This window comes from Serratia sp. 2880STDY5682894, assembly GCF_001537385.1.
GTDB classification, from domain to species: domain Bacteria; phylum Pseudomonadota; class Gammaproteobacteria; order Enterobacterales; family Enterobacteriaceae; genus Serratia; species Serratia nevei.
In genome coordinates, this window is the sequence record NZ_FCJA01000004.1 from 101,063 (window position 1) to 125,578 (window position 24,516).

20 protein-coding genes are annotated in these 24,516 nt (G+C 61.7%); 5 read left to right on the plus strand and 15 right to left on the minus strand.

The window, feature by feature from the left end; all coding sequences use genetic code 11:
• Positions 1-6 precede the first annotated feature (6 nt).
• Genes phnK through phnF form a run of 6 tightly spaced genes read right to left on the minus strand, consistent with a single transcriptional unit; the run spans position 7 to position 4,490 of the window.
• Positions 7-795 carry a phosphonate C-P lyase system protein PhnK gene (phnK, locus tag AWX27_RS11120; RefSeq protein WP_038879071.1) on the minus strand — a complete coding sequence of 263 codons (789 nt, stop codon included), beginning with the start codon at positions 793-795 and terminating at the stop codon, positions 7-9.
• Positions 795-1,655, minus strand: coding sequence for an alpha-D-ribose 1-methylphosphonate 5-phosphate C-P-lyase PhnJ (locus tag AWX27_RS11125; RefSeq protein ID WP_004933420.1), 861 nt, complete (start codon positions 1,653-1,655; stop codon positions 795-797). The genes phnK and AWX27_RS11125 overlap by 1 nt, the downstream gene beginning before the upstream one ends.
• Complete coding sequence (locus AWX27_RS11130) at positions 1,648-2,733, minus strand: carbon-phosphorus lyase complex subunit (protein WP_060421974.1); 1,086 nt, start codon at positions 2,731-2,733, stop codon at positions 1,648-1,650. Before AWX27_RS11130 ends, AWX27_RS11125 begins: the two co-directional genes overlap by 8 nt.
• A complete protein-coding gene (phnH, locus tag AWX27_RS11135) occupies positions 2,733-3,314 on the minus strand; it encodes a phosphonate C-P lyase system protein PhnH (RefSeq protein WP_060421978.1) in 582 nt (193 codons plus the stop codon). Before phnH ends, AWX27_RS11130 begins: the two co-directional genes overlap by 1 nt.
• A gap of 3 nt (positions 3,315-3,317) precedes the next feature.
• On the minus strand, positions 3,318-3,761 hold the full coding sequence (phnG, locus tag AWX27_RS11140) for a phosphonate C-P lyase system protein PhnG (protein ID WP_019453314.1): 444 nt from the start codon (positions 3,759-3,761) through the stop codon (positions 3,318-3,320).
• Positions 3,762-4,490, minus strand: coding sequence for a phosphonate metabolism transcriptional regulator PhnF (phnF, locus tag AWX27_RS11145; protein ID WP_015376439.1), 729 nt, complete (start codon positions 4,488-4,490; stop codon positions 3,762-3,764).
• A 227-nt stretch (positions 4,491-4,717) separates the two neighbouring features.
• On the opposite strand from phnF, the gene AWX27_RS11150 reads away from it, so the two are divergent.
• Together AWX27_RS11150 and AWX27_RS25070 are read left to right on the plus strand one after the other, a co-directional pair.
• Positions 4,718-5,773 (plus strand): permease, encoded by a 1,056-nt coding sequence (locus AWX27_RS11150; protein ID WP_060421982.1) that lies wholly within the window; start codon positions 4,718-4,720, stop codon positions 5,771-5,773.
• A 425-nt stretch (positions 5,774-6,198) separates the two neighbouring features.
• Complete coding sequence (locus tag AWX27_RS25070; RefSeq protein WP_154618182.1) at positions 6,199-7,653, plus strand: hypothetical protein; 1,455 nt, start codon at positions 6,199-6,201, stop codon at positions 7,651-7,653.
• 228 nt (positions 7,654-7,881) lie between these two features.
• Here the strand turns inward: AWX27_RS25070 and nrdG are convergent, their stop codons facing one another.
• The 3 genes from nrdG to AWX27_RS11170 form a co-directional block, all read right to left on the minus strand.
• Positions 7,882-8,346 carry an anaerobic ribonucleoside-triphosphate reductase-activating protein gene (nrdG, locus tag AWX27_RS11160; RefSeq protein WP_033636852.1) on the minus strand — a complete coding sequence of 155 codons (465 nt, stop codon included), beginning with the start codon at positions 8,344-8,346 and terminating at the stop codon, positions 7,882-7,884.
• Between the two features lie 168 nt (positions 8,347-8,514).
• Positions 8,515-10,653 (minus strand): anaerobic ribonucleoside-triphosphate reductase, encoded by a 2,139-nt coding sequence (nrdD, locus tag AWX27_RS11165; RefSeq protein ID WP_015376445.1) that lies wholly within the window; start codon positions 10,651-10,653, stop codon positions 8,515-8,517.
• A 244-nt stretch (positions 10,654-10,897) separates the two neighbouring features.
• Positions 10,898-11,812 (minus strand): LysR family transcriptional regulator, encoded by a 915-nt coding sequence (locus AWX27_RS11170; protein WP_060421990.1) that lies wholly within the window; start codon positions 11,810-11,812, stop codon positions 10,898-10,900.
• A 106-nt stretch (positions 11,813-11,918) separates the two neighbouring features.
• Here AWX27_RS11170 and AWX27_RS11175 point away from each other — a divergent pair, with 106 nt between their 5' ends.
• Entirely contained in the window at positions 11,919-12,443 is a 525-nt protein-coding gene (locus AWX27_RS11175) for an NAD(P)H-dependent oxidoreductase (protein WP_060422548.1), read from the plus strand.
• A gap of 28 nt (positions 12,444-12,471) precedes the next feature.
• Here the strand turns inward: AWX27_RS11175 and treC are convergent, their stop codons facing one another.
• The 3 genes from treC to treR all read right to left on the minus strand — a co-directional run bounded on the left by treC (position 12,472) and on the right by treR (position 16,704).
• On the minus strand, positions 12,472-14,136 hold the full coding sequence (gene treC, locus AWX27_RS11180) for an alpha,alpha-phosphotrehalase (RefSeq protein WP_060421993.1): 1,665 nt from the start codon (positions 14,134-14,136) through the stop codon (positions 12,472-12,474).
• Positions 14,137-14,203: 67 nt separating this feature from the next.
• Positions 14,204-15,619, minus strand: coding sequence for a PTS trehalose transporter subunit IIBC (treB, locus tag AWX27_RS11185; RefSeq protein ID WP_049198760.1), 1,416 nt, complete (start codon positions 15,617-15,619; stop codon positions 14,204-14,206).
• A gap of 137 nt (positions 15,620-15,756) precedes the next feature.
• Positions 15,757-16,704, minus strand: coding sequence for a trehalose operon repressor TreR (gene treR, locus AWX27_RS11190; RefSeq protein ID WP_038879034.1), 948 nt, complete (start codon positions 16,702-16,704; stop codon positions 15,757-15,759).
• Between the two features lie 422 nt (positions 16,705-17,126).
• Here treR and mgtA point away from each other — a divergent pair, with 422 nt between their 5' ends.
• Both mgtA and AWX27_RS11200 read left to right on the plus strand, forming a co-directional pair.
• On the plus strand, positions 17,127-19,835 hold the full coding sequence (gene mgtA / locus AWX27_RS11195) for a magnesium-translocating P-type ATPase (protein WP_060421998.1): 2,709 nt from the start codon (positions 17,127-17,129) through the stop codon (positions 19,833-19,835).
• A 211-nt stretch (positions 19,836-20,046) separates the two neighbouring features.
• Complete coding sequence (locus AWX27_RS11200) at positions 20,047-22,437, plus strand: beta-N-acetylhexosaminidase (protein ID WP_060422002.1); 2,391 nt, start codon at positions 20,047-20,049, stop codon at positions 22,435-22,437.
• A 52-nt stretch (positions 22,438-22,489) separates the two neighbouring features.
• On the opposite strand, the gene ridA is transcribed toward AWX27_RS11200, so the two are convergent.
• The 3 genes from ridA to pyrB form a co-directional block, all read right to left on the minus strand.
• Positions 22,490-22,876: a 2-iminobutanoate/2-iminopropanoate deaminase gene (gene ridA, locus AWX27_RS11205; protein WP_004933379.1), complete on the minus strand. Its 387-nt coding sequence runs from the start codon at positions 22,874-22,876 to the stop codon at positions 22,490-22,492.
• 157 nt (positions 22,877-23,033) lie between these two features.
• Complete coding sequence (gene pyrI / locus AWX27_RS11210) at positions 23,034-23,498, minus strand: aspartate carbamoyltransferase regulatory subunit (protein WP_038879023.1); 465 nt, start codon at positions 23,496-23,498, stop codon at positions 23,034-23,036.
• 12 nt (positions 23,499-23,510) lie between these two features.
• The gene (gene pyrB / locus AWX27_RS11215; RefSeq protein WP_038879020.1) at positions 23,511-24,446 is read right to left on the minus strand and encodes an aspartate carbamoyltransferase; all 936 of its coding nucleotides are present in this window, start codon (positions 24,444-24,446) and stop codon (positions 23,511-23,513) included.
• Positions 24,447-24,516: the final 70 nt, after the last annotated feature.

Consider the following 24,516-nt stretch of genomic DNA (forward strand, 5'->3'; position numbering starts at 1 on the left):
CTTGGGTTACGACAGCACCGAAGAAACCAGCAGCTGAGTGTAAGGATGGTGCGGATCGTCCAGCACCCGGTCGGTCAGGCCGCTCTCCACCACTTCGCCCTGTTTCATCACCAGCAGACGGTGGGCCAGCAGCCGCGCCACGCCGAGATCGTGGGTGACGATCACCGCCGCCAGCTGCATCTCCACCACCAGGTTGCGCAGCAGATCGAGCAGGCGCGCCTGCACCGACACGTCCAGCCCGCCGGTCGGCTCATCCATAAACACCAGCTTGGGGTGGGTGACCAGGTTGCGGGCGATCTGCAGCCGCTGCTGCATGCCGCCGGAGAAGGTGGTCGGCAGATCGTCGAGGCGCGACAGCGGGATTTCGACGTCTTCCAGCCACTGGCCGGCCTGGCGGCGAATGTCGCCATAGTGGCGCTGGCCGATGGCCATCAGCCGCTCGCCGATGTTGCCGCCGGCGGAGACCTGTGGCCGCAGCCCGTCGAGCGGGTGCTGGTGCACCACGCCCCAGTCGGTGCGCAGCAGGCGGCGGCGATCGCTCTCCGCCATGGCGTACAGATCCTGTTCCTGGCCCGCCTGCGGGCGGTAAAGGATCTGCCCACGCTGCGGCGCCAGCCGCGCCGAGATCGACTTCAGCAGTGTGGTTTTGCCGGAGCCGGATTCGCCGACGATGCCCAGCACTTCACCGGGGTAAATGTCGAACGACACGTCGCTGAACCCCTTGCCGGGGGCGTACAGGTGGGTGAGCCGGTTCACCGACAGCAGCGGGGTGGTGCTCAAAGGGGTGGAAGTCATCAGTGCTGCGCCTCTTGCGAAGATTGCGCCAGCTGCTGCCGGCAGTAGTCGGTGTCCGAACAGACGAACATGCGGTTGCCCCGATCGTCGAGCACCACCTCGTCCAGATAGCTGTGGCGCGAGCCGCACAGCGCGCAGGGTTCGTCCCACTGCTGCACGCTGAACGGATGGTCGTCGAAGTCCAGGCTCTCCACCTTGGTAAACGGCGGTAGGGCGTAGATGCGTTTCTCGCGCCCGGCGCCGAACAGCTGCAGCGCCGGCATCATGTGCATTTTCGGGTTGTCGAATTTCGGGATCGGCGACGGATCCATCACGTAGCGATCGTTGACCTTCACCGGGTAGGCGTAGGTGGTGGCGATATGGCCGTAGCGCGCGATGTCTTCATACAGCTTCACCTGCATCACGCCGTACTCCTCCAGCGCGTGCATCTTGCGGGTCTCGGTTTCGCGCGGTTCGATAAAGCGCAGCGGCTCCGGGATCGGCACCTGATAGATCAGGATCTGGTCTTCGCGCAGCGCCGTTTCCGGAATGCGGTGACGGGTCTGGATCAGCGTGGCCTCCGGCGTGCGTTCGGTGGTTTCCACCCCGGCGACGCGCTGGAAGAAGCGGCGGATCGACACCGCGTTGGTGGTGTCGTCGGCACCCTGGTCGATCACCTTCAGCACGTCGGCGCGGCCGATAACGCTGGCGGTGAGCTGAATGCCGCCGGTGCCCCAGCCGTAGGGCATCGGCATCTCGCGGCCGCCGAACGGCACCTGATAGCCGGGGATTGCCACCGCCTTCAGGATGGCGCGGCGGATCATGCGCTTGGTCTGCTCGTCCAGATAACCGAGGTTATAGCCGGTCAATACTTCACTCATCGCGGGCCTCCTGACGCTCGCTGTATTCCTGTCGCAGCCGCTTGAGCAGCTCCAGTTCGGCCTGGAAGTCGACGTAGTGCGGCAGCTTGAGATGGGAGACGAAGCCGGCGGCCTCGACGTTGTCGGCGTGGGCCAGCACGAACTCTTCGTCCTGCGCCGGGCCGGCGACGCCTTCGCCGTAGTCGGGGCTCTGCAATGCGCGGTCCACCAGCGCCATCGCCATCGCCTTGCGTTCGGCGCGGCCGAACACCAGCCCGTAACCGCGGGTGAAGTGCGGCGGGTGGTCCTTTGGATCGACGAAGCCGTTGACCATTTCGCACTCGGTCAGCAGGATTTCGCCGATGTCGATGGCGAAACCGAGCTCTTCAGGCACGATCTCCACCGAAACGTGGCCGGTGCGGATCTCGCCGGCGAACGGGTGGTTGCGGCCGTAGCCGCGCTGGGTGGCGTAGCCGAGCGCCAGCAGAAAACCTTCGTCGCCGCGCACCAGCTGCTGCAGGCGCGCTGAGCGCGAGCAGGGGTAGACCGGCGGGTTGCGGGTGATGTCGTCCGGCGCGCTGCCGTCGTCCTGTTCCTCCCGCGCCAGCTGCTGGCAACACAATAGATCGAACACGTGGCTGCAGTTGTCCGGCAGTGGTTCGTCGGCCTGCGGCGCGCGCGGCGCCTCGCCTTCCGCCAGCAGCGCGAAGTCCAGCAGCCGGTGGGTGTAGTCGTAGGTCGGCCCCAGCACCTGCCCGCCGGGCAAGTCCTTGTAAACCGCCGAGATGCGCCGCTCCAGCCGCATGTTTTCGCTGGCCAGCGGCTCGCTGACCGCCAGGCGCGGCAGGGTGGTGCGGTAGGCGCGCAGCAGGAAGATCGCCTCCACCAGATCGCCGCTGGCCTGTTTGATGGCCAGCGCCGCCAGCTCGCGATCGTAGATGCCGCCTTCGGTCATCACCCGATCCACCGCCAGCCCCAGCTGCTGTTCGATTTGTTCTGCGCCGATCGCCGGCAGCGCGTCGTCACCGCGCCGCAGCTGTTCCTGCAGCTGATGGGCGGCCTCAATGGCTTTTTCGCCCCCTTTTACCGCTACGTACATCAGCACACCTCCACGCGGGTGGTCCGCGGGATCGCCAGCAGGCGATCGCCGCAGGTCAGCAAAATATCCAGCCCCAGCGGGAAGCGCTGCGGGCGGTTGACCAAATAATCCAGCAGCGCCGGCGGCAGGCGCGGCGCTACCAGGCGTTGGCTCTCGATGCCGGGGCCGGTCAGGCGCAGCACGGTGCCGTTCTCCAGCTCAGCAAGCTGCACCACCACCGTGGCGCCGCATTCCGGCGAGATTTCAGTGCCGTGCGGCAACGCCTGCAGATCGGCGGCCTGCAGCTGCTCATCGAACAGGGCAAAACAGACCTCCTGCGCCGTGGTGGCCAGCGGCGCGGCGCTGTGAAAACGAATGTTTGTTAGCACTTGCTCACTATTCAGCGCCGCGCACAGCTGCAGCGGCGTTTCCTGATCGGCCAGCGTCAGCAGCGCGGCGGTGCTGGCGGCGTTCAGCGGCGCCCAGGCCGGGCCGTTCGGCAGCGTCACCCGGTGGCCCGGTTCGCTCAAGGCTTTAAGAATCAAACGGAAAGCGTGCTGCGATTGGTCTATCGGTTGTTCAAAACCGGTCAATAAACTCATGGCTTAATCCCCTCGCACCAGCGTAAAGAAGTCCACCCGGCTGGCGGCGATCGCCCGGGCGCGCAGCTGGCGCTGTTCGTGCTGCAGCGCGGCCAGCGGCGCGATCAGCTGTTGTTGCAGGCGTTCGCCGTGTTCCGGCTGTTGCAGCAGCGCATCGGCCAGCGCGCACAGCTCGGCGTGCGCCTTGTCGCGCCCGGCGATATAGCTGTAGCCGTAGCCGCCGTTGTCCAGCTGCACCACCGCGCGGGTGACCGTCATGTCCCCCAGCACGAAGCGGCGGCCGGTGGCGCCCATGCGCCCCTGCAGCTGGGCCAGGCCGATCTCCGGCGCGCGGATGCTGCGGTAACCCGGGCTGAGGTTCAGCGCCTGCCAGTGGCTGCGCAGCTGCTCGGGCCGGCTGTGCGCCAGCACCGACATCCAGCGTTGTCTCGACTCTAAGGCTTGCATTCAGTGCTCCATCGTCAGTTCAATCATGTCGGCGCGGGCCAGGCTGACGGAGTATTCCGCCACGTCTTCGCCGCCGCTGCGGACGTTAAGGGTGCGCACGCACAGCAGCGGCGCGTGGGTGGCGATCTCCAGCAGCCGGCTCTCTTTGGCCTGCGCGCGGCGCGCGCTGATGCGCGTCTGGCGGCGGGTCAGCGGCTGCTGCAGGTGCTGTTCGATAAACTGGTGCAGCGAACCGCTGTGGAACTGCTGCAGCGCCGGCCACCAGTCAAGATCGGGCAAATAGTGGTCGATCACGCTCATCGGCACACCGTTGACCCGGCGCAGGGTGCGCAGGTGGATCACCATTTCGCCTTCTTCACGCGAGAGTGCGCTGGCGACATGCCCATTGCACGGGCGCAAGACAGCGAGTAAGCGCTCACTGGTGGGGTGGCTGCCCTGCTCGAACAGGTTCTGACTGAAGCGGGTATTGGCGTGCAGCGGGTAGTCGTAAGGCCGCATCAGCACCAGAATGCCGACGCCGTGGCGGCGCTGCAGCCAGCCGCGCTCCACCAGCTGATCCACCGCGCGGCGCAGGGTGTGGCGATTGACCTGATAACGCTCGGCCAGCTGCTGTTCTGAAGGCAGGTAGTCGCCGCAGCGGTACTGCGTGCGCAGCTCCTGTTCCAGCTGCGCGGCGATCTGCTGATAGCGGGTGGGATAAGTGGTCGGATGTCTAGATAACTCCATCATAATAAAAACCTCGTCATACCGATGGCTGTGCGATGAAGGCGGAAGCGGTGCGTTTCATCGGGCGTCTACCCTGTGGTTTTCAAGTTGGCATCATGGTGCCGGGCGCAGATGACAATCGCGTTACGCCGCGGTGGCGAACAGATGAACTATTTAGGACAGCCCGGGCGTGCACGGGCGGCGACGGCGCGCTATGCTGGCGCCTCTGTTGACTGACTCTGGCCGCTACCATGCCGCAACCTCTGAACGCCCCTGAACCCGCCCCACGCGCCTGGCCGCTGTGGAAACCGATCCTGTTTCTGCTGGTGGTGGCCGTCGGCCTCTACTACGTCAAATGGCAGCCTTACTACGGCAAGGCCTTTGTGGCGGCGGACAGCCACTCGATCGGCAAATCGATCCTGGCCGACGGCGCCGCGAGCCCCTGGCTGGCGGCCTGGCAGTACGCACTGGTCTACTTCACCGCGGTATGGAAGGCGGCGCTGCTCGGGGTGCTGTTAGGTTCGCTGGTGCAGGTGCTGATCCCGCGCGACTGGCTGGCGCGCACGCTCGGCCACCGGCGTTTTTCCGGCACCGTGCTGGGGGCGCTGATCGCGCTGCCGGGCATGATGTGCACCTGCTGCGCCGCACCGGTCGCCGCCGGCATGCGCCGCCAGTCGGTATCCAGCGGCGCCGCGCTGGCCTTTTGGCTCGCCAACCCGGTACTGAACCCGGCGACGCTGGTATTCATGGGGTTTGTGCTCGGTTGGCCGTTCGCCGCCATCCGCCTGGTGGCGGGCGTGGTGATGGTGCTGGGCATCGCCTGGCTGGTGCAGCGCGTGACCGCCAACGATCCGCAGCCCGCCGCGCCGCAGCCTTTGGTGCTGACGGCGCAGAGCGACGAGCGGCCGTTCCTTGCCCGCTGGGGGAAAGCGCTGTGGGCGCTGTTTTGGTCGACCATCCCGATCTACGTGCTGGCGGTGCTGGCGCTGGGGGCGGCGCGAGTCTGGCTGTTCCCGCACGCCGACGGCGCCGTCGACAATAGCCTGCTGTGGATCATCGGCCTGGCGATCGTCGGCTGCCTGTTCGTTATCCCCACCGCGGCGGAAATCCCGATCGTGCAGACCATGATGCTGGCGGGCATGGGCGCAGGCCCGGCGCTGGCGCTGCTGATGACCCTGCCGGCGGTCAGCCTGCCTTCGCTGCTGATGCTCAACAAGGACTTCTCCGCCCGGGCACTGTGCCTGACGGCAGCGCTGGTGGCGCTGTGCGGCGTGCTGACCGGCGTGGTGGGGATGGGGTTGGTGTAACGGATTCGTGACTTGATGTTGTCTCAAGGAGGAGATGGAAATGGAACAGCGGAATAAACCTGAAATGGACGTAGAGGCGATGTTGCTGTGTAAGTATCCCGGCAAAACGGCCCATTCACATTTAGAGAGCCTTTGGCACACCAACTTCCGTTCTTGGCACTAAGCGATAACCTCTTGGAACTGAAGGTCTGTAATGAGCGAGGAGCGCAAGCTCATCTTATTCAGAAGTAAGGTCTGGATGAACGTTCATGCTTACTGTGAAGATCGTAATGCCCCGTAGTTCAATATACTGTGGAAACAGATGATTACTATTGTTCAGATAAGTATGGGAATAGCTGGGGAAGTGTGATGGGAATGATAGCAACATATTGATTGTTAGAGTATTATAGAAGATGGTCTATTGCAAAATAGTTGCGAGGAAAATAATGATTTCGGATAAAATAAATAAAAAGACTATTTCTCCAAAGAAAAATATAGGTTTTACTGAAACCGAAAGGAAATTAGCGGCGATTTGTGATAAAACTTTTCTAAAGCTCTGGTCTTGGACAAGTTTGTATAGCGATGAAGGTATCAATAAAAATGGAAAAGGGAAGGAAATCTGCGATCTTTTGGTTTATTACAGAAATACAGTTATTATTTTTTCTGATAAAGAAGTGATATACACTGAAAATAGCGAAAAAAATATTCCTGAAGAAGATGGAACTTCTGTAGCTTGGAAACGTTGGAAAAGAAGAGCAATTGAGAGTTCAGTAAAGCAGATTGAAGGTGCAGAAAGTTGGATTCGCACACATTATGACAGAATTTATTTTACTGAACAATGTTTATCGAGTGATAAATTTCCGTTTATAAATAGCGAAAATATCAATCAACTAAAGATTTATCGCGTGGCCATCGCTAACGGTTGCCAATATCCGCTTTATCTAGGTAATGGTATTTATGATGGTATTATCACTAACTGTAGAGACCGTCATGGTAACTATATACACGTTTTTGATAGTTCAACGATTGAAGCCCTAACACAAGAGCTAAGTACCGTAAATGAATTCGTAAGATATCTGGAGGAAAAAGAACTCGTAGCTCGGGAAGGATTTTTTACCAACTATGATAAGTTGATAGAACTTGATTTGTTAGCGACATATATCCTCAGTCCATCCACAACCAGAGGCGCAGGTTTATACTTTAAGGAAGAGGGGTTTAAAATTGAAAGGTTTAATGAACTTAACAAAGCTAGTGATTACTTAAATGGAAAACAGGAGGATCGAACCTCACTTATTTTTGATGATTTAATTGAGTGTATTTCTGATCAGTTTGTAAAAGGAGAGGTTATCTGTACAGGCTTAACTAAGTTTGAAGCAAACCAAAAAGTGTTGGAGGTTCTGTGTGATTTTGATCGGTTGAGTCGTAGAGAACTTTCCAAAAGTATTATTGCAAAGTTTAAAGAAACCTTAGGGCGGGCTATTAGTAGTAGATCTATTCTATTGGGAGAGGATGACCCATCTTATGCTCGTAATTCCATTTTTGCCGTTGTTATTTTTCCAAAGGCGGTTTGTAAGAAAATGAATAAAGTGGAGTATGAGAAGGAAAGACGTTTGATTGCACAGGCTTACGCAATTTATTATCAGCAGAAGATATCAATGGACAGAGAGATTGTAGTGGCTGTGTTTGATAATATTTCAGAAGTTCCAGCGGCGTGGGACACAAACTATAGAGACTTTATGGCTAGAGTGTACAAAAAAGACTTTGCGCTGGTTTATCGTGATAAGAAAATTATTACCGAACAAGAAAGTAACTTATTTCATGAAATACAAGATAAATGGGGGATATTAAAATCGTCTCCAATAAATAGTTTCCTAGGCAGGGTTTATCAGTTTCATGACTAATTAATGTTTATAATGTAAATTGAATTTTTGCAATTCATTGTAAGGCATAGATTAATAAAAACTGGAGCGTCTCATGTAAAATGAACTGCTCCCTATTTTTTAGCACGAAAAAATGTAAGCAACGTCCGCTTCTGGCACAAAGCCGCCTATCAGATCAGGTTTAGCTCCGTGCCGTAACCATATCAGGCCAAGCCAAGATTCATACACGTCGAGACACATACCACCAGCTCAACGCAACCTATGCACCACCTGGTTGCTGCTGCCGCGCCAGATCAGCGCCGGGTCTTTCAAATCCTGCACGAACTTGCCGTCGATCAGCACGTTGATCCTGTCCACCACCTGCATTTGCTGCGCGTCCAGCTCCGCCAGCCGGTAGCCGGTCCACAGCCAGATATCCTTGCCGGGGCATTCGGCGCGCACCCGTTTCACCAGCGTTAAGATGCTCGGCACGTTGGCCGGGTGCAGCGGATCGCCGCCGGAGAGCGACAGCCCTTGGCGCGGTACGCGCGTATCGTTCAGATCGGCGATGATGCGGTCTTCCAGCGCCGGGGTAAACGGTTGGCCGGAGTTGAGCCGCCAGGTGCTTTTGTTGTAGCAACCGGGGCACTGGTGCACGCAGCCGGCGACAAACAGCGTGCAGCGGGTGCCGGGGCCGTTGACGACGTCGATCGGGTAGTACTGGTGATAATTCATGTGAGGCCTGCCCATCAGGCTATTTTACTGGCCATTTTGCCTCCGGGCAGTGCTGCCAATCCTCACGTACTGCGTGTACGCTGCGGTTTGTGCGCGCTGGCCGAAGGCAAACTGGCTGCGATAATCACGCCTGATGACCAGGCTTCTGCATAGGTTGCACGGCGTTTCTCAGCCGAGCTGCCCGTTGCCGAGGTGTTTCACCCGGCGTTTCACCTCTTCCTGCTTGCCGGCGTTGAACGGCCGGGCATCGGGGCTGCCGAGATAGCCGCACACCCGGCGGGTGACCGAGACCTTGGCCGAGTCGTGGTTGCCGCATTTCGGGCAGGTGAAGCCTTTGCTGGTGCAGGAGAATTCACCGGTGAAGCCGCATTCGTAGCACTCGTCGATCGGCGTGTTGGTGCCGTAGTAGGGCACCCGGCTGTAGCTGTAGTCCCACACGTCTTCCAGCGCCTTCAGGTTGTGCTGCAGGTTCGGGTATTCGCCGTAGCAGATGAAGCCGCCGCTGGCCAACGGCGGGTAGGGCGCTTCGAAGTCCAGCTTGTCGTACGGATTGACCTTCTTCTCCACGTCGAGGTGGAAGCTGTTGGTGTAATAGCCCTTGTCGGTGACGCCCGGCACCACGCCGAAATCGGCGGTGTCCAGCCGGCAGAAGCGATCGCACAGGTTTTCGCTCGGCGTGCTGTAGAGGCTGAAGCCGTAGCCAGTCTCGTCTTTCCAGGCGTCGACGGCGGCGCGTAGCCGCGCGACGATCGCCACCGCTTTGGCGCGCAGCGCTTCGTCGTCATACACGTGGTTTTCGCCGCCGAACAGCGCGTTGATGGTTTCGTGCAGGCCGATATAGCCCAGCGAAATTGAAGCGCGGCCGTTCTTGAAGATATCGGCGATGTTATCGTCGGCCTTGAGCCGCACGCCGCAGGCGCCTTCCATGTACAGGATTGGTGCCACCCGCGCCTTGATGCCTTCCAGCCGGGCGATGCGCGTCATCAGGGCCTTTTTCGCCAGCTGCAGGCGCTGATCCAGCAGCGTCCAGAAGCGCGACTCATCGCCCATCGCCTCCAGCGCGATGCGCGGCAGGTTGAGGCTGATGACGCCGATGTTGTTGCGGCCGTCGTGCACCAGCTCGCCGTCCTGCTCGTAGGTGCCGAGGAAACTGCGGCAGCCCATCGGCGTTTTGAACGAGCCGGTGACCTTCACCACCTGATCGTAGTTGAGGATATCCGGGTACATGCGCTTGCTGGCGCACTCCAGCGCCAGCTGCTTGATGTCGTAGTTCGGATCGCCGTACTGGTGGTTGAGGCCGTCGCGGATGGCGAACACCAGTTTGGGGAACACGGCGGTCTTGCGGTTTTTGCCCAGCCCGGCGATGCGGTTTTTCAGGATCGAGCGCTGGATCAGGCGCGACTCCCAGCTGGTGCCGAGGCCGAAGCCGAAGGTGACGAACGGCGTCTGGCCGTTGGCGGTGTGCAGGGTGTTGACCTCGTACTCCAGCGACTGGAAGGCGTCGTAACACTCTTTCTCGGTGCGCGCCATGGCATAGCCTTTGGCGTCCGGGATCTGCCATTCTTCCGCCACCTGCAGGTGTTTGCGGAAGCTCTCGTCGACGAACGGCGCCAGGATTTCATCGATGCGGTTGATGGTGGTGCCGCCATAGATATGGCTGGCGACCTGAGCGATGATCTGCGCGGTCACGGCGGTGGCGGTGGAGATCGACTTCGGCGGCTCGATTTCGGCGTTGCCCATCTTGAAGCCGTTGGTCAGCATGCCTTTCAGATCGATCAGCATGCAGTTGAACATCGGGAAGAACGGCGAGTAGTCGAGATCGTGGTAGTGAATTTCGCCGCGTTCATGGGCCAGCACCACGTCGCGTGGCAGGATGTGCTGCTTGGCGTAGTGTTTGGCGACGATGCCCGCCAGCAGGTCGCGCTGGGTGGGGATCACCTTGCTGTCCTTGTTGGCGTTTTCGTTCAGCAGCGCGCGGTTGCTCTGCTCGACCAGGCCGCGAATTTCCTGGTTCAGGCGGCCGCGCAGCTCGCGCGCCACGTCGCGATCGTGGCGGTATTCGATATAGGCGCGCGCCAGCTGTTTGTACTCGCCGGCCATCAGCTGGTTTTCCACCGCCTGCTGGATCTCGTGGATATCGACGCGCGGCTGCTGCTCCATGCGCTGAGCGACCACGCGGGCGACGGTGGCGCAGTAGTCGGCGTCGACCACGCCCACCGCCAGCGCGGCGCGCTCGATGGCCTGCGCGATGCGCGCTTCGTCAAAAGGTACCTGGCAACCGTCCCGCTTAATCACTACTGGTTTCACGTTGTACTCCTTGTTCCCCGAGGGAGCGTTCATACCCGCCTGGCGTGGCGAGCAACCGTCAAATTTCGCTTATCCACAGGGCAAAGCCGCAGCGCGTAAGGGCTGTGGCGGCGTGTGGATGATTTTGTGGATAACTACTATATATAGGTGTTCGCAATTCTTAATGCACTATATATAGATATTGACGCGATTCTTTTGATGTAGAACAAGGAAAACGGAAGAGCGTGCGCAAGCTGAACAGTCGTCAATCGCTCACTGGCCGATCGCGAAAATGCGCCAGCAGAAAATCGACCCAGACGCGCACCCGCGGCGGTAGATCCGCCGAGGCGTAATAGAGCCACAGCTGCACCGGGCGCGGCCAGCACTCCGCCAGCACCGGCCGCAGCGTGCCCTGCTCAAAGTGCTTTTCGAGGTACCAGCGCGCCAGGTTGACGATGCCCAGCCCGGCCAGCGCTGCATCCAGCAACATTTCCGGGCGGCTCACCACCAATCGGCCGTTCAGATCCAGCGCCAGCGTTTCGCCCTGATGGCGCAGCTGCCATTTGACGTGGCGGCCGTTGCTGGGGTTGCGGTGCAGCAGGCAGTCGTGCCGCAGCAGGTCGTGCGGCGTTTGCGGTTCACCGTGCCGCGCCAGATAGTCGGGCGACGCCGCCAGCACCATGTGCATCGGGTAGAGCGGGCGCGCCACCAGCCGGCTGTCGGGATCGACCCGGCTGCCGATGCCGACGTCGAAGCCTTCGCCCACCAGATTCACCACCCGGGCGTCCAGCGACAGATCGAGATCGATCTGCGGGTAGCGCGCCAGAAATTGCGGGATCAACGGCATCAGCATCTGGCGGCCGAAGCCGGGGATCATCGTGACGCGCACCACCCCGGCCGGCGCCTGCCGCTCGCCGCCGGCGCTTTCCAGCGTTGCCGCCAACGCCTGCCACAGCGGCGCCACCTGCGCCAGCAGCGCTTTGCCTTCGTCGGTCAGCAGCACGTTGTGGGTGTTGCGCTGAAACAGCCGCAGTGCCAGCTTCTCTTCCAGCGCGCGGATATTTTTGCTGACCGCCGCCGGCGTGACGCCCAGCTGGCGGGCGGCGGCGGAGAAATTTTGCGCCTGCGCGGCGGCGAGGAAGGCCGGCAGCAGGCGGTGCACGTCAAAGGGCAGCGACATAGTGGTTGATACTTTCGGTTGAAATTGAAGTGACCTTGAACAGCCTACACCCGAAGCGGCAGAAATGGAAAAATGCCTCATCTTCTTTACGTTCAAGGAATCCTTTATGTCACGCATTTTAGTGTTAACCGCCCACCGCACCCCCGACGAGTCGCGCATCAACCAGGCGCTGATCGAGGCCGTGCGCCCGCTGCCTAACGTGACCGTGCACGAGCTGATCCGCGCTTACCCGGATTACCGCATCGACGTGGCGCGCGAACAGGAGCTGCTGGAAAGCCACGATGCGGTGGTGATGATGTTCCCGTTTTTCTGGTACAGCTCGCCGGCGATCCTGCGCGAATGGCAGGACGCGGTATTAACCTATGGTTTCGCCTACGGCAGCGAGGGCACCAAACTGCACGGCAAGCCGCTGCAGCTGGTGGTGAGCACCGGCGGCAACGCGCAGGCCTACACGCCGGCAGGCTACAACCGCTATCCGGTGCAGGATCTGCTGCTGCCGTTCCACGCGCTGGCTAACCTGACCGGCATGGATTATCTGCCGCCGCACCTGGTGCAGGGCGTGAGCGACATGAGCGATGAGCAGTTGGCGCAAGCGGCCGCCGGGGTGGTGGCGCTGATGGGGGCATTGTAGGGCGCAGCGCTCGCCGCGCCCTGCGGGGTCAGTCTTCGAGCAGCCACCACACCGCTTCGAACGGCCGCAGCGTCAGCGCCTGCGGCTGATCCGCCGAGTCGCTGTAGTTGCTCATCAGCGGGCGCCACTGGGCGGAGGCTTCCACGCCTTCCGCCGCCCAGGCCAGCGGCTCGCGGCTCAGGTTGGCCACCACCAGCAGGCGCTGGCCGTTCCAGCTGCGCTGATAGCACCACAGCGCCGGGTGATCCGGCGCCAGATCCTGATAGTCGCCGTGGGTCAGCAGCGGATACTGCTTGCGCAGGATGATCAGCTGGCGGTAGGCGTAAAACACCGAGTCGAGATCGGCCAGCGCCGCGTCGGCGTTGATCTGCGGGTAGTTCTCGGCGCAGCCGATCCACGGCGTGCCGCTGGTGAAACCGGCGTGCGGGGCGGCGCTCCACTGCATCGGCGTGCGGCCGTTGTCGCGCGATTTGTCCGCCAGGATCGCCAGCAGTTCGGCGTCGCCGCGGTCCTGGGCGCTCAGCTCGGCGTACATGTTCAGGCTTTCCACGTCGCGGTACTGCTCGATGGCGCGGAAGCCGGGGTTGGTCATGCCGATCTCTTCACCCTGATAGATATAAGGCGTGCCCTGCATGCCGTGCAGCACCATCGCCAGCATTTTGGCGGCCGGCACCCGCAGTGCGCCTTCATCGCCGAAGCGCGACACGATGCGCGGCTGATCGTGGTTACACCAGAACAGTGCGTTCCAGGCGCGGTTATGCATCCCTTGCTGCCAGTGGCGGAAGATCTGCTTTAACTCCACGTAATCCGGCGCCGCCCGCGTCCATTTTTCGCCGCCGGCGTAGTCTACCTTCAGGTGGTGGAAGTTGAAGGTCATCGACAGCTCTTCGCCGCTCTGCGCCGCGTACTGCTGGCAATGCTCAAGCGTGGTGGAAGACATCTCGCCCACCGTCATCAGGCCGCGCGGCTGAAACACATCGCGGCTCATCTCCTGCAGGAACTCGTGAATGCGCGGGCCGTCGGTGTAGAAGCGGCGGCCGTCGCCCTGGCTGTCGGACGGGAAATCCTGCTGCTTGGACACCAGGTTGATCACGTCGAGGCGCAGGCCGTCGACGCCTTTGTCCGCCCAGAACTGACACACTTTCTTCAGCTCTTCGCGCACCGGCGGGTGTTCCCAGTTGAGATCCGCCTGCTCGGTAGCGAACAGGTGCAGGTAGTACTGGCCGCTGTCGGCGTGCCACTGCCAGGCATTGCCGCCGAATTTGGAGCGCCAGTTGTTCGGCGGTATCTCCCCCTCGCCGTCGCGCCAGACGTAAAACTGGCGATACGGGCTGTGGCGATCCTGCGCGGCCTTGAACCACGGATGCTCGGTCGAGGTGTGGTTGAACACCATGTCCATCACTATGCGGATGCCGCGCCGGTGGGCGGCGGCGACCAACTGCTCGAAGTCCGCCATGGTGCCGTAAGCCGGATCGATGGCGCAGTAGTCCGCCACGTCATAGCCGTTGTCCACCTGCGGCGATACGTAGACCGGCGTCAGCCAGATGGCGTCGACGCCCAGCTCCTGCAGATAGTCCAGCCGCCGGGTCACGCCGGCCAAATCGCCGTAGCCGTTGCCGGTGCTGTCCTGAAAACTCTTCGGATAAATTTGATAGATGACGCCGTTCTGCCACCAGGGGGTTGGGTTGCTCATAGATCAATACCTTTGAATCGTGACAACGGGCCTGCGTAAGCAGGCCCCTACATTCATTTTGCGTCAATTAAACCGGCAGCTCGCCGCGGGCGGCCTTGCGCTTGTAGACCATGATGGTCAGCACCAGCGGGATGACGATCGCCACCAGAATCGCCAGCGAGTAAATCAGCCAGAACTGCGGTTTGATAGACAGGATGCCCGGCAGGCCGCCGACGCCGATGCCGTTGGCCATCACGCCGTCCAGGCCGCAGATCAGGCCTGCGATCGCGGAGCCGATCATCGCGCACAGCATCGGGAAGCGGTATTTGAGGTTGATGCCGTACATCGCCGGTTCGGTCACGCCGAGATAGGCGGAGATCGCCGCCGGCACCGAGATTTCACGCTCGTTGGCCTTGCGGCTGATGATGATGATGCCGAGCACCGCCGAGGCCTGCGCGATGTTGGACAGCGCAATCAGCGGCCATACCGGGGTGCCGCCCATGCTCTGGATCATCTGCATGTCGATGGCCAGCGTGGTCTGGTGCACGCCGGTGATCACCAGCGGTGCATACAGGAAGCCGAACAGCGCGGCGCCCACCGGGGCGAAGCTGCCGGTCATCACCGCTTTCACCGCCCAGGCGACGCCGTCGCCGATCATGCGGCCGAACGGCCCGATCAGCGCGTGCGCCAGGAACACCGCCAGCAGCAGCGAAACCACCGGCACTACCACCAGATAGAGATAGTCGGGGACGATCTTTTTCAGCCGGGTTTCGATCCAGCCCAGCGCCATGCCCGCCAGGATCGACGGGATCACCTGCGCCTGATAGCCGACTTTCTGGATCACGAACCAGCCGAAGTTCCACACTTCCGGCGTTTGCTGGCCGAGCAGGTAGGAGTTCATCAGCTGCGGCGACACCAGGGTGACGCCCAGCACGATGCCGAGCACCGGCGTGCCGCCCATCTTTTTCACCGTCGACCAGCAGATGGCCACCGGCAGGAACATGAAGATCGCTTCACCCAGCAGCCACAGGAAGTCGTAAACGGTTTTCCACGCCGGGTGCATCTGCGCCAGCGTTTGGCCGTCGGACATCGGGATGTCGCCGATCACGTTGCGGAAGCCGAGGATCAGACCGCCGCTGATCAGCGCCGGCAGCAGCGGGAAGAAGATCTCGGCGAAGTGGGAGATGGTGCGCTCGGTCCAGGTCATGTTCTGGCGCGCGGCGACCTTGGCCTGTTCCTTGTCGGCCTCGTTGACGCCGGTGCTGGCGATCAGCGCCTGATAGTAGTCGCCGACGTCGGTGCCGATCACCACCTGGAACTGCCCGGCGTTGGTGAAGCAGCCTTTGACCATCGGCAGCTCTTCGATTTCTTTGGGGCTGGCCTTGCTGGGGTCATTGAGGACGAAACGCAACCGGGTAATGCAATGGCTGACGGTGGCGATATTCTCGCGGCCGCCGACCAAAACAATCAGGCGATCAATATCCTGCTGTTTTACTTTGCTCATTATGGGATACCTGCAGAGGTGTTGACTGAGTAATGATCAAAGCTTAGCCACTCGGCTTTTTGAATGAAATGGGAACGTTCCCGGTTTGGGGCGAGGATCACAAAATGACAAAAAATGGTCAACTTCTCAGCAGATCGTCAGGAAAGTTTGCTGGGCACCACCAGGCGGCGGATCCCCTGTTCGCCGCTGAGCTGCGCCAGCAGCTGCTGCGCCGCCAGCAGACCGGCGCTGCCGTAGCCGAACTCGACCGACAGGGTATCGGGGAACAGGAAGCTGAGCAGCGGGGTGTTGCCGATGGCGCACACCTGAATGGCGTGCGCCGGCTGCTGCTGCAGATATTTAATCGCCCCCAGGGCGATGCTGTCGGAGGCGCAGATCAGCGCGCTGGTGTGCGAGTCGATCACCTCGGCGGCGTGCTGGAAACCGCTCTGGTAGCTCAGCTCGCCCAGCGTGGCGCGCGGCGTGAGTTTGAGGCGTTCACAGGCGTCGAGATAGGCCTGGTAGCGGCGTTGGCCGGTGGTGGCGTCGCTGAGCTGCACCCCCAGATAGCCGATATGCCGGTGCCCTTGCCGGTGCAGGCGATCCATCAGCAGGTTCACCGCGCCGGCGTCGTCGTAGCAGACGGACGAGAAGCCGTCGTATTCACGCACCATCACCACCATTTTTTCCTGCCACGGTTTGAGCATCGCCGCGGTCAGGCCGGTGAAGCCGAACAGGATCACCCCGTCGACGTTGCGCTGGCGCAGCACGTGCAGGTGCTCCTGCACCAGGCGGGTTTCGAACTGGCTCTCCATCACGATCGGGTCGAAGCCTTGCTGATACAGCAACGGCAGCATGGTGCGCACCGCCTGGTTTTCCGACGGCGAATCGAGACGGGAAACGATGATGCCCACCACCTTGTCGCTCTGGCCGCGCATGGCGCGCGCCGACTTGGAGGGGGTAAACCCCTGCTGACGGATCACCGCTTCCACCCGTTCGCGGGTTTGCGGGCTCACGCTGCCCTCATTGTTCAGCACGCGTGAGACGGTGGATTTGCCTACGCCGCTCAGGCGTGCGATGTCCTTGATGGTCAGCCGGTTTTGCATGGTTTACTTGTCGTTTAGGTTGTAAGGCGTAAATTGACGGCCAATAATGAATGCCCGTCAGCATAGCTCATTTTCCCACGCGGATCTTGATGCAAAACGGGATTGTGACATTGCGATGAACGGCCGCTCCTGCCGCTCTGTTTTTCCCTTTACCGGAGGTTATGCCCCATATGGACCCCGACCCGACTGCTTTAGACACTCACTCGGTTCTCCGGTAAAACCTCTCCGCCTGGCGCTGCTGTTTTACCGGTGAAGTACATCACGGTAACCGGTGGCGCGCGCTTCGTCGTTCGCTCCTGCTGCTGAAAAAAGAATAAGGATCTGCATTGGCAGAGGCTTTTTGGCGTGCCCGCCATCCGCCCGGCCGATGACGATCCCCGTTTACCCGCTGCCGTGAGGCACCGGGCGACGAGGTGCGAACCATGAAACTGAAAAAACTCCCCCGTCAGCTGCTGGGCCTGTTCGCCCGCGGCCTTCCGCGCCGTTTGGTGCGGCGCGACAGCCTGCTGGACAGCGTCGGCGGCGCTGCGCGCGATATGCCGGCCGGCCTGGCGCAGCAGCGGCTGGAATGCGCCGCCGCAGAGACGATGCAGCTGTTTGAGCGTTTCCACAGCCACCCGGAAGGCATCACCGCCCATGAGGCGGAGCAGGTGCGCCAGCGCTGCGGCGAGAACGTCATCGACGATCAGCAGAAAGAGGCCTGGTGGCAGCACCTCTGGCACTGCTACCGCAACCCGTTCAACCTGCTGCTGACCGCGCTCGGCATGATTTCTTATGCCACCGAGGATCTCACCGGCGCCTTGGTGATCGCGCTGATGGTGCTGATCTCCACGCTGCTGAACTTCATCCAGGAGGCGCGCTCCAACCGGGCGGCCGACGCGCTGAAGGCCATGGTGAGCAACACCGCCACGGTGATCCGCAGCGATGCGCTCACCGGCAGGAGCGAGCACGTGGAGCTGCCGATCGCGCAGCTGGTGCCGGGCGATATCATCAAGCTGGCGGCCGGCGACATGATCCCGGCGGATCTGCGCGTGCTGTCGGCCAAGGATCTGTTCATCAGCCAGGCGGCGCTGACCGGCGAATCGCTGCCGGTGGAAAAATCCGCGGCGCCGCAGGCGTTGGCGGCCGATCCGCTCGACTGCCAGAACCTGTGTTTCATGGGCACCAATGTGGTCAGCGGCACCGCGCTGGCGATGGTGATCGGCACTGGCGGCAACACCTATTTCGGCCAGCTGGCGCAGCGCGTCACCAGCCAGGATGATCAGCCGAACGCCTTCCAGAGCGGCATCAGCAAGGTCAGCTGGCTGCTGATCCGCTTTATGCTGGTGATGACGCCGATCGTGCTGCTGATCAACGGCTACACCAAGGGCGACTGGTGGGAAGCGGCGCTGTTCGCGCTGTCGGTGGCGGTCGGGCTGACGCCGGAAATGCTGCCTATGATCGTCACCTCGACGCTGGCCAAAGGGGCGGTGAAACTGTCGCGCCAGAAGGTGATCGTCAAACGCCTGGACGCCATCCAGAACTTCGGCGCGATGGACATTCTGTGCACCGACAAGACCGGCACCCTGACCCAGGACAAGATCGTGCTGGAGCGCCACACCGACGTGTTCGGCGCCAGCAGCGAGCGGGTGCTGCGCTACGCCTGGCTGAACAGCTTCTACCAGACCGGGTTGAAAAACCTGCTCGACGTGGCGGTGCTGAGCTGCGCGGAGCAAAATCAGCAGCCGGAAGCGCTGCAGCACTACCGCAAGGTGGATGAGATCCCGTTCGACTTCGTGCGCCGCCGCATGTCGGTGGTGGTGGCCAAGGACAACGAGTATCACGAGCTGGTGTGCAAGGGCGCGCTGGAAGAGATGCTGGCGATTTGCAGCCATGTGCGTCACGAAGACGAAGTGATCCCGCTCAGCGAGGCGCTACTGGCGCGTATTCGCCGCATCACCGACGATCTCAACCAGCAGGGGCTGCGGGTGGTGGCGGTGGCCAACAAGATCCTGCCGGCGCAAACCCATGAATACGGCGTGGCGGACGAGTCGGATCTGATCCTCGAAGGCTACGTCGCCTTCCTCGATCCGCCGAAGGAGAGCACCGCGCCGGCGCTGGCGGCGCTGAAACAGAACGGCGTCACGGTGAAGATCCTCACCGGCGACAACGAGCTGGTGGCCGCCAAAGTGTGCCGGGACGTCGGGCTGGCGGCCGAGCACCTGCTGCGCGGCAGCGAGATCGAGCAGATGGACGACGAGCAGCTGGCGCAGGCGGCGGCGCGCACCACGGTGTTCGCCAAGCTGACGCCGCTGCACAAAGAGCGCATCGTTAAACTGCTGCGCCGCCAGGGGCACGTGGTGGGCTTTATGGGCGATGGCATCAACGACGCGCCGGCGCTGCGCGCGGCCGATATCGGCATCTCCGTCGATTCGGCGGTGGACATCGCCAAGGAAGCGGCGGACATCATCCTGCTGGAAAAAAGCCTGATGGTGCTGGAGCAGGGGGTGATCGAAGGGCGCCGTACCTTCGCCAACATGCTGAAATACATCAAGATGACCGCCAGCTCCAACTTCGGTAACGTGTTCAGCGTGCTGATCGCCAGCGCCTTCCTGCCGTTCCTGCCGATGCTGCCGCTGCACCTGTTGATTCAGAACCTGATGTACGACATCTCGCAGATCGCCATCCCGTTCGATAACGTCGACGACGATCAGATCACCCAGCCGCAGCGCTGGAACTCCGCCGATCTGGGGCGGTTTATGGTGTTCTTTGGGCCGATCAGCTCGATCTTCGACGTGCTGACCTTCTGCCTGATGTGGTGGGTGTTCAAGGCCAATACGCCGGAAATGCAGACGCTGTTCCAGTCCGGCTGGTTCGTGGAAGGGCTGCTGTCGCAAACGCTGATCGTGCACATGATCCGCACGCGCAAAATTCCGTTTATCCAGAGCCGCCCATCCTGGCCGCTGTGCATCATGACGCTGGCGGTGATCGCCACCGGCATCGGCCTGGTGTTCTCGCCGCTGGCCGGCTTCCTGCAGCTGCAGGCGCTGCCGCTCGCCTACTTCCCGTGGCTGGTGCTGATCCTCGCCGGTTACATGGTGCTGACCCAGTGCGTGAAAGGCTGGTTCGTGCGCCGCTACGGCTGGCAATAACCCGCTCGCCCCCTCCGGCCGGGAGGGGGCAACTGTGATCCCGTCCGCTTTTTCACCGTAACGGTTGGACATCTGTTCTGTGCTGAGTCTTTATCTACAGCGTTGGCTGTTTTCCCCTGCGCCTTTCAAGCCACCGCGTTGTTGTTTATCGCCTAGCGGTGGCTTGAAATTCATTGGGGATATTTTGTTTTTTTCCTCTGAGGAATTTCCGATGCACAGACCTTTCCGTTATACGCTACTGGCTTCATCGTTATGGTTTTCTTGCGGCGCGCTGGCGCAGCCGGCCGGCGATCTGCCGCTGATGCCCTGGCCGCAGCAGGTGGACGTGACGCAACCGGCGGGCAAGCTGATTTTGGATCACCAGTTGTCGTTAAGCGTCCAGGGTGACGACTTGGGCGATGCGCTGCCGCGCTGGCGCCAGCGCATCGAACTGCAGACCGGCTGGACGCTGGCGCCGATGGAAGAAGCGAACGGCGCGGCGATCAAGGTGGTGATCAAGGACCGGGTGGCGGCGCAGCCGCTGCCGGGCAGCGACGAAAGTTACCGGCTGGCGGTCACGCCGCAGGGCGCCACGCTGACCGCCAACACCCGCTTCGGCGCGCTGCGCGGCATGGAAACCCTGCTGCAGCTGCTGCAGACCGACGGGCAAAACACCTTCCTGCCGCTGGTGGATATCCGCGATGTGCCGCGCTTCCCGTGGCGCGGCGTCTTGTTGGATTCGGCGCGCCATTTCCTGCCGCTGCCGGACATTCTCCGCCAGCTCGACGGCATGGCGGCGGCCAAGCTTAACGTGTTCCACTGGCACCTGACCGACGATCAGGGCTGGCGCTTTGCCTCCGAGCATTATCCCAAACTGCAACAGCAGGCCAGCGACGGCCAGTTCTACACCCGCGAGCAGATGCGGCAGGTGGTGGCTTATGCCACGGCGCGCGGCATTCGCGTGGTGCCGGAGATCGACATGCCGGGGCACGCCTCCAGCATCGCGGTGGCCTATCCCGAGCTGATGAGCGCGCCGGGGCCGTATCGCATGGAGCGCGAGTGGGGCGTGCATAAGCCGACGCTCGATCCGACCCGCGACGAGGTGTATCAGTTTGTCGACACGCTCGTCGGCGAGCTGGCGGCGATCTTCTCCGATCCTTATCTGCACATCGGCGGCGATGAGGTGGACGCCAGCCAGTGGCGGGCGTCGCCGTCGATTCAGGCGTTTATGCAGAAGAACGGGCTGGCGGATACCCATGCGCTGCAGGCCTACTTCAACCAGAAGCTGGAAAAGATCCTCGAGAAGCACCAGCGACAGATGGTCGGCTGGGACGAGATCTACCACCCGTCGCTGCCGCGTTCGATCGTCATTCAGTCCTGGCAGGGGCAAGACTCGCTGGGTGCCAGCGCCCAGGACGGTTATCAGGGCATTCTCTCCACCGGTTTCTATCTCGATCAGCCGCAAAGCACCGCCTATCACTACCGCAATGAAATTCTGCCGCAGCCGCTGGGGGTCGAGACGGCGGTGCAACCGGGCGAGCAGGCGCAAAGCTGGCGTTTCAGCATGCCGCGCCTGAAGGGCAGCGCGGTGGAGGGCAGCTTCACGCTGATCGAGGGCAAGCAGGGCTGGCGCGGCTTTATCGATTTCAACGGCAAATCGCGCCGCGCGGTGTACGACATCGTCTGGCGCACGCCGCAGCAGGTGACGTTCCGCGTCGATACCTGGATGGGCGACACGCGGCCGGTGTTCACGCTGCAGCAGGGCAAGCTCAGCGGCTATACGTTGGTCGGCAACGTGCGTTACCCCACCCGCGGCGACAAGCTGGCGGCGGTGCCGGCGGGCAAGATGCCGGTGGTGCCGGACGAGAAAGGGCAGGCCAACATTCTCGGCGGCGAAGCGGCGCTGTGGGCGGAAAACGTGCGCGCGCCGCTTCTCGATCTCAAGCTGTGGCCGCGCGCCTTCGTGGTGGCGGAGCGGCTGTGGTCGGCGCAGGACGTCACCGACGAAAGCAACATGTACCGGCGGCTGGCGGCGATCGACGCCTGGTCGGTGGTGTCGGTCGGCCTGCAGCAGCACGCGGAAACGGCGCGCGAATTCACCCGCCTGAGCAACAGCGTGCAGATCGCGCCGCTGCAGATCCTGGCCGAGGCGGTGGAGCCGGCGCAGTATTACACCCGTCAGCACCTGAAGTTCCAGGCCGGCAACTATCACCAGTTCGAACCGCTGAACCGCTTTGCCGATGCGCTGCCGCCGGAGAGCGGCGCGGTGCGCGACATGCATGCCCAGGTCGCGGCCTTGTTGCAGGATAAGCGCGATAAGGCGGCGGCGCAGGCGCTGCGCGAACGGCTGCAGCGCTGGCAGGCGAACGGCGCGGCACTGCAGACGGCGATCGCGGGCAACCGTACGCTGCGCGATCTGGCGCCGGTGGCGCAGGACGTTGGCGCCTTGGCCACGCTGGGCTTAACGCTGCTGGATCGCCATCAGCAGGGCAAACCGCTGAGTCGGGCCGAGGCCGAGCAAGCGCAGCGCCGGCTGGATGCGGCGGCGCAGACGCGCGACGAAGTGGTGATTGCGACGGTGTACCCGCTGGAGGCGCTGCTGCGCGGCCTTAAAATGGAGTGAGGACAAATAAAAACGGCCAGTCTGCACTGGCCGTGATTCGCGTGAGCGTCGATTAACGGCGCACGGCGATGGCTTCGATTTCGATCTTCACGTCTTTTGGCAGACGCGCCACTTCCACGCAGGAGCGGGCCGGGAACGGCGCGCTGTGCTCGGTGAAGAAGGCTTCGTACGCGGCGTTGACGGTGGCGAAGTCGTTCAGGTCTTTCACGAACACGGTGGTTTTCACGATGTCGGCAACGATCAGGCCGGCGGCTTCGACGATCGCTTTGACGTTTTCCAGCGACTGGCGCGCCTGAGCGGCCACGTCGTCGGCAACGGCGCCGGTTTTCGGATCGACCGGGATCTGGCCGGAAGTGATGATCATGCTGCCCAGATCAACGCCCTGCACGTAAGGACCAATGGCTGCCGGGGCGAGTTCAGTGCTGATATTACGTGACATGTTTTCTCCTGATAGACCCGTTGTCTTTCACGCCGCCGCGCGGTCGGCCGCAGCGTAAAATTCGGTGGGTAGCAACGTGGGTAGAGTTATTTTCAGGCATCCATTATAGGGAGTGACGCGCAGATTAACAGCGCCGCTCCCGCTAAAAGGGCAGAATTCAGTCGGCCTGCAGCACCACCTGATGCTCGAACTCTTTCTCGCAGTAGCGGCACTTCAGGTGCACTTCGCCGTCGCGCGGTTTCACGCTGAAGCTCGACGCCACCGGCTCGCTGCGGCTGATGCAGTTGCTGTTCGGGCAGGTCAGCACGCCGTCGATGTGATCCGGCAGGCTGAGGGTCAGTTTGCGCACCACTTCATAGTTATCGATGCGGTTTACCGTGGCCTTCGGCGCGTACATCGCCAGCTGGTTGGCCTGCTGCTCGGTCAGGAAGGTGTTTTCGATCTTGATCAGATCCTTGCGGCCCAGCTCGTTGGAGGGCAGGTTCAGGCCGATGGTGATGCGCTGGTCGGTGGCGGTCAGCTTGAACAGCGTCAGCAGTTTGAACCCGATCTGCGCCGGAATGTGGTCGATCACCGTGCCGCATTTGATCGCTTCGACCTGCAGTTTATTGTCGTGAGTCATGGCGGTTCCCCCTTAAAGAGCCAAATCTGCGTTAAGCACCAGCGCCAGCAGCGCCTGGCGGGCGAAGATGCCGTTGCCCGCCTGCTGGAAGTAGTAAGCGTACGGCGTTTTATCCACGTCGGTGGCGATCTCGTCGATGCGCGGCAGCGGGTGCAGCACCTTGAGGTTGGCGCGCGCGCCGGCCAGATCCGCAGCGCGCAGCACGAACTGCGCCTTCACGTTGGCGTACTCGGACGGATCGAGGCGCTCTTTCTGTACCCGGGTCATGTAGAGAATATCCAGCTCCGGCACCACTTCTTCAATGCTGCTGTGCAGGCTGTACTCGATGCCTTTCTCTTCCAGCATTTTCAGGATGTAGGCCGGCATCGCCAGCGCGTCCGGGGCGATGAAGTAGAAGCGGTTGCCTTCGAACTTGGCCAGCGCCTGGGTGAGCGAGTGCACGGTGCGGCCGTACTTCAGGTCGCCGACCATGGCGATGCTGAGGTTGCTCAGGCGGCCCTGGGTTTCCTGGATGGTGAACAGATCCAGCAGGGTCTGGGTCGGGTGCTGGTTGGCGCCGTCGCCGGCGTTGAGCACCGGTACGTTGCCGGAGAATTCAGCGGCCATGCGCGCCGCGCCTTCCTGCGGGTGGCGCATCACGATGGCGTCCACGTAGGTGCTGATCACCGAGATGGTGTCGGCCAGGGTTTCGCCTTTCTTGCCGAGCGAGGTGTTGCTGCCGTCGGCGAAGCCCACCACCGAGGCGCCGAGGCGGTGCATCGAGGTTTCGAACGACAGGCGGGTACGGGTCGAGGCTTCGAAGAAGCAGCTGGCGATCACCTTGTGTTTCAACAGTTCCGGCTGCGGGTTGGCTTTCAGACCGGCGGCGGTGCGCAGCACCAGCTCCAGATCCTCGCGGCTGAGATCGTTAATAGAGATGATGTGTTTGTGATACAGCGGGTTGGCCATTTTTCACTCCTCCTCGACGCGTGCCCGTGGCGCGGGACTTTGGGATATTCTCAAGGCAAAAAAAAGCCCC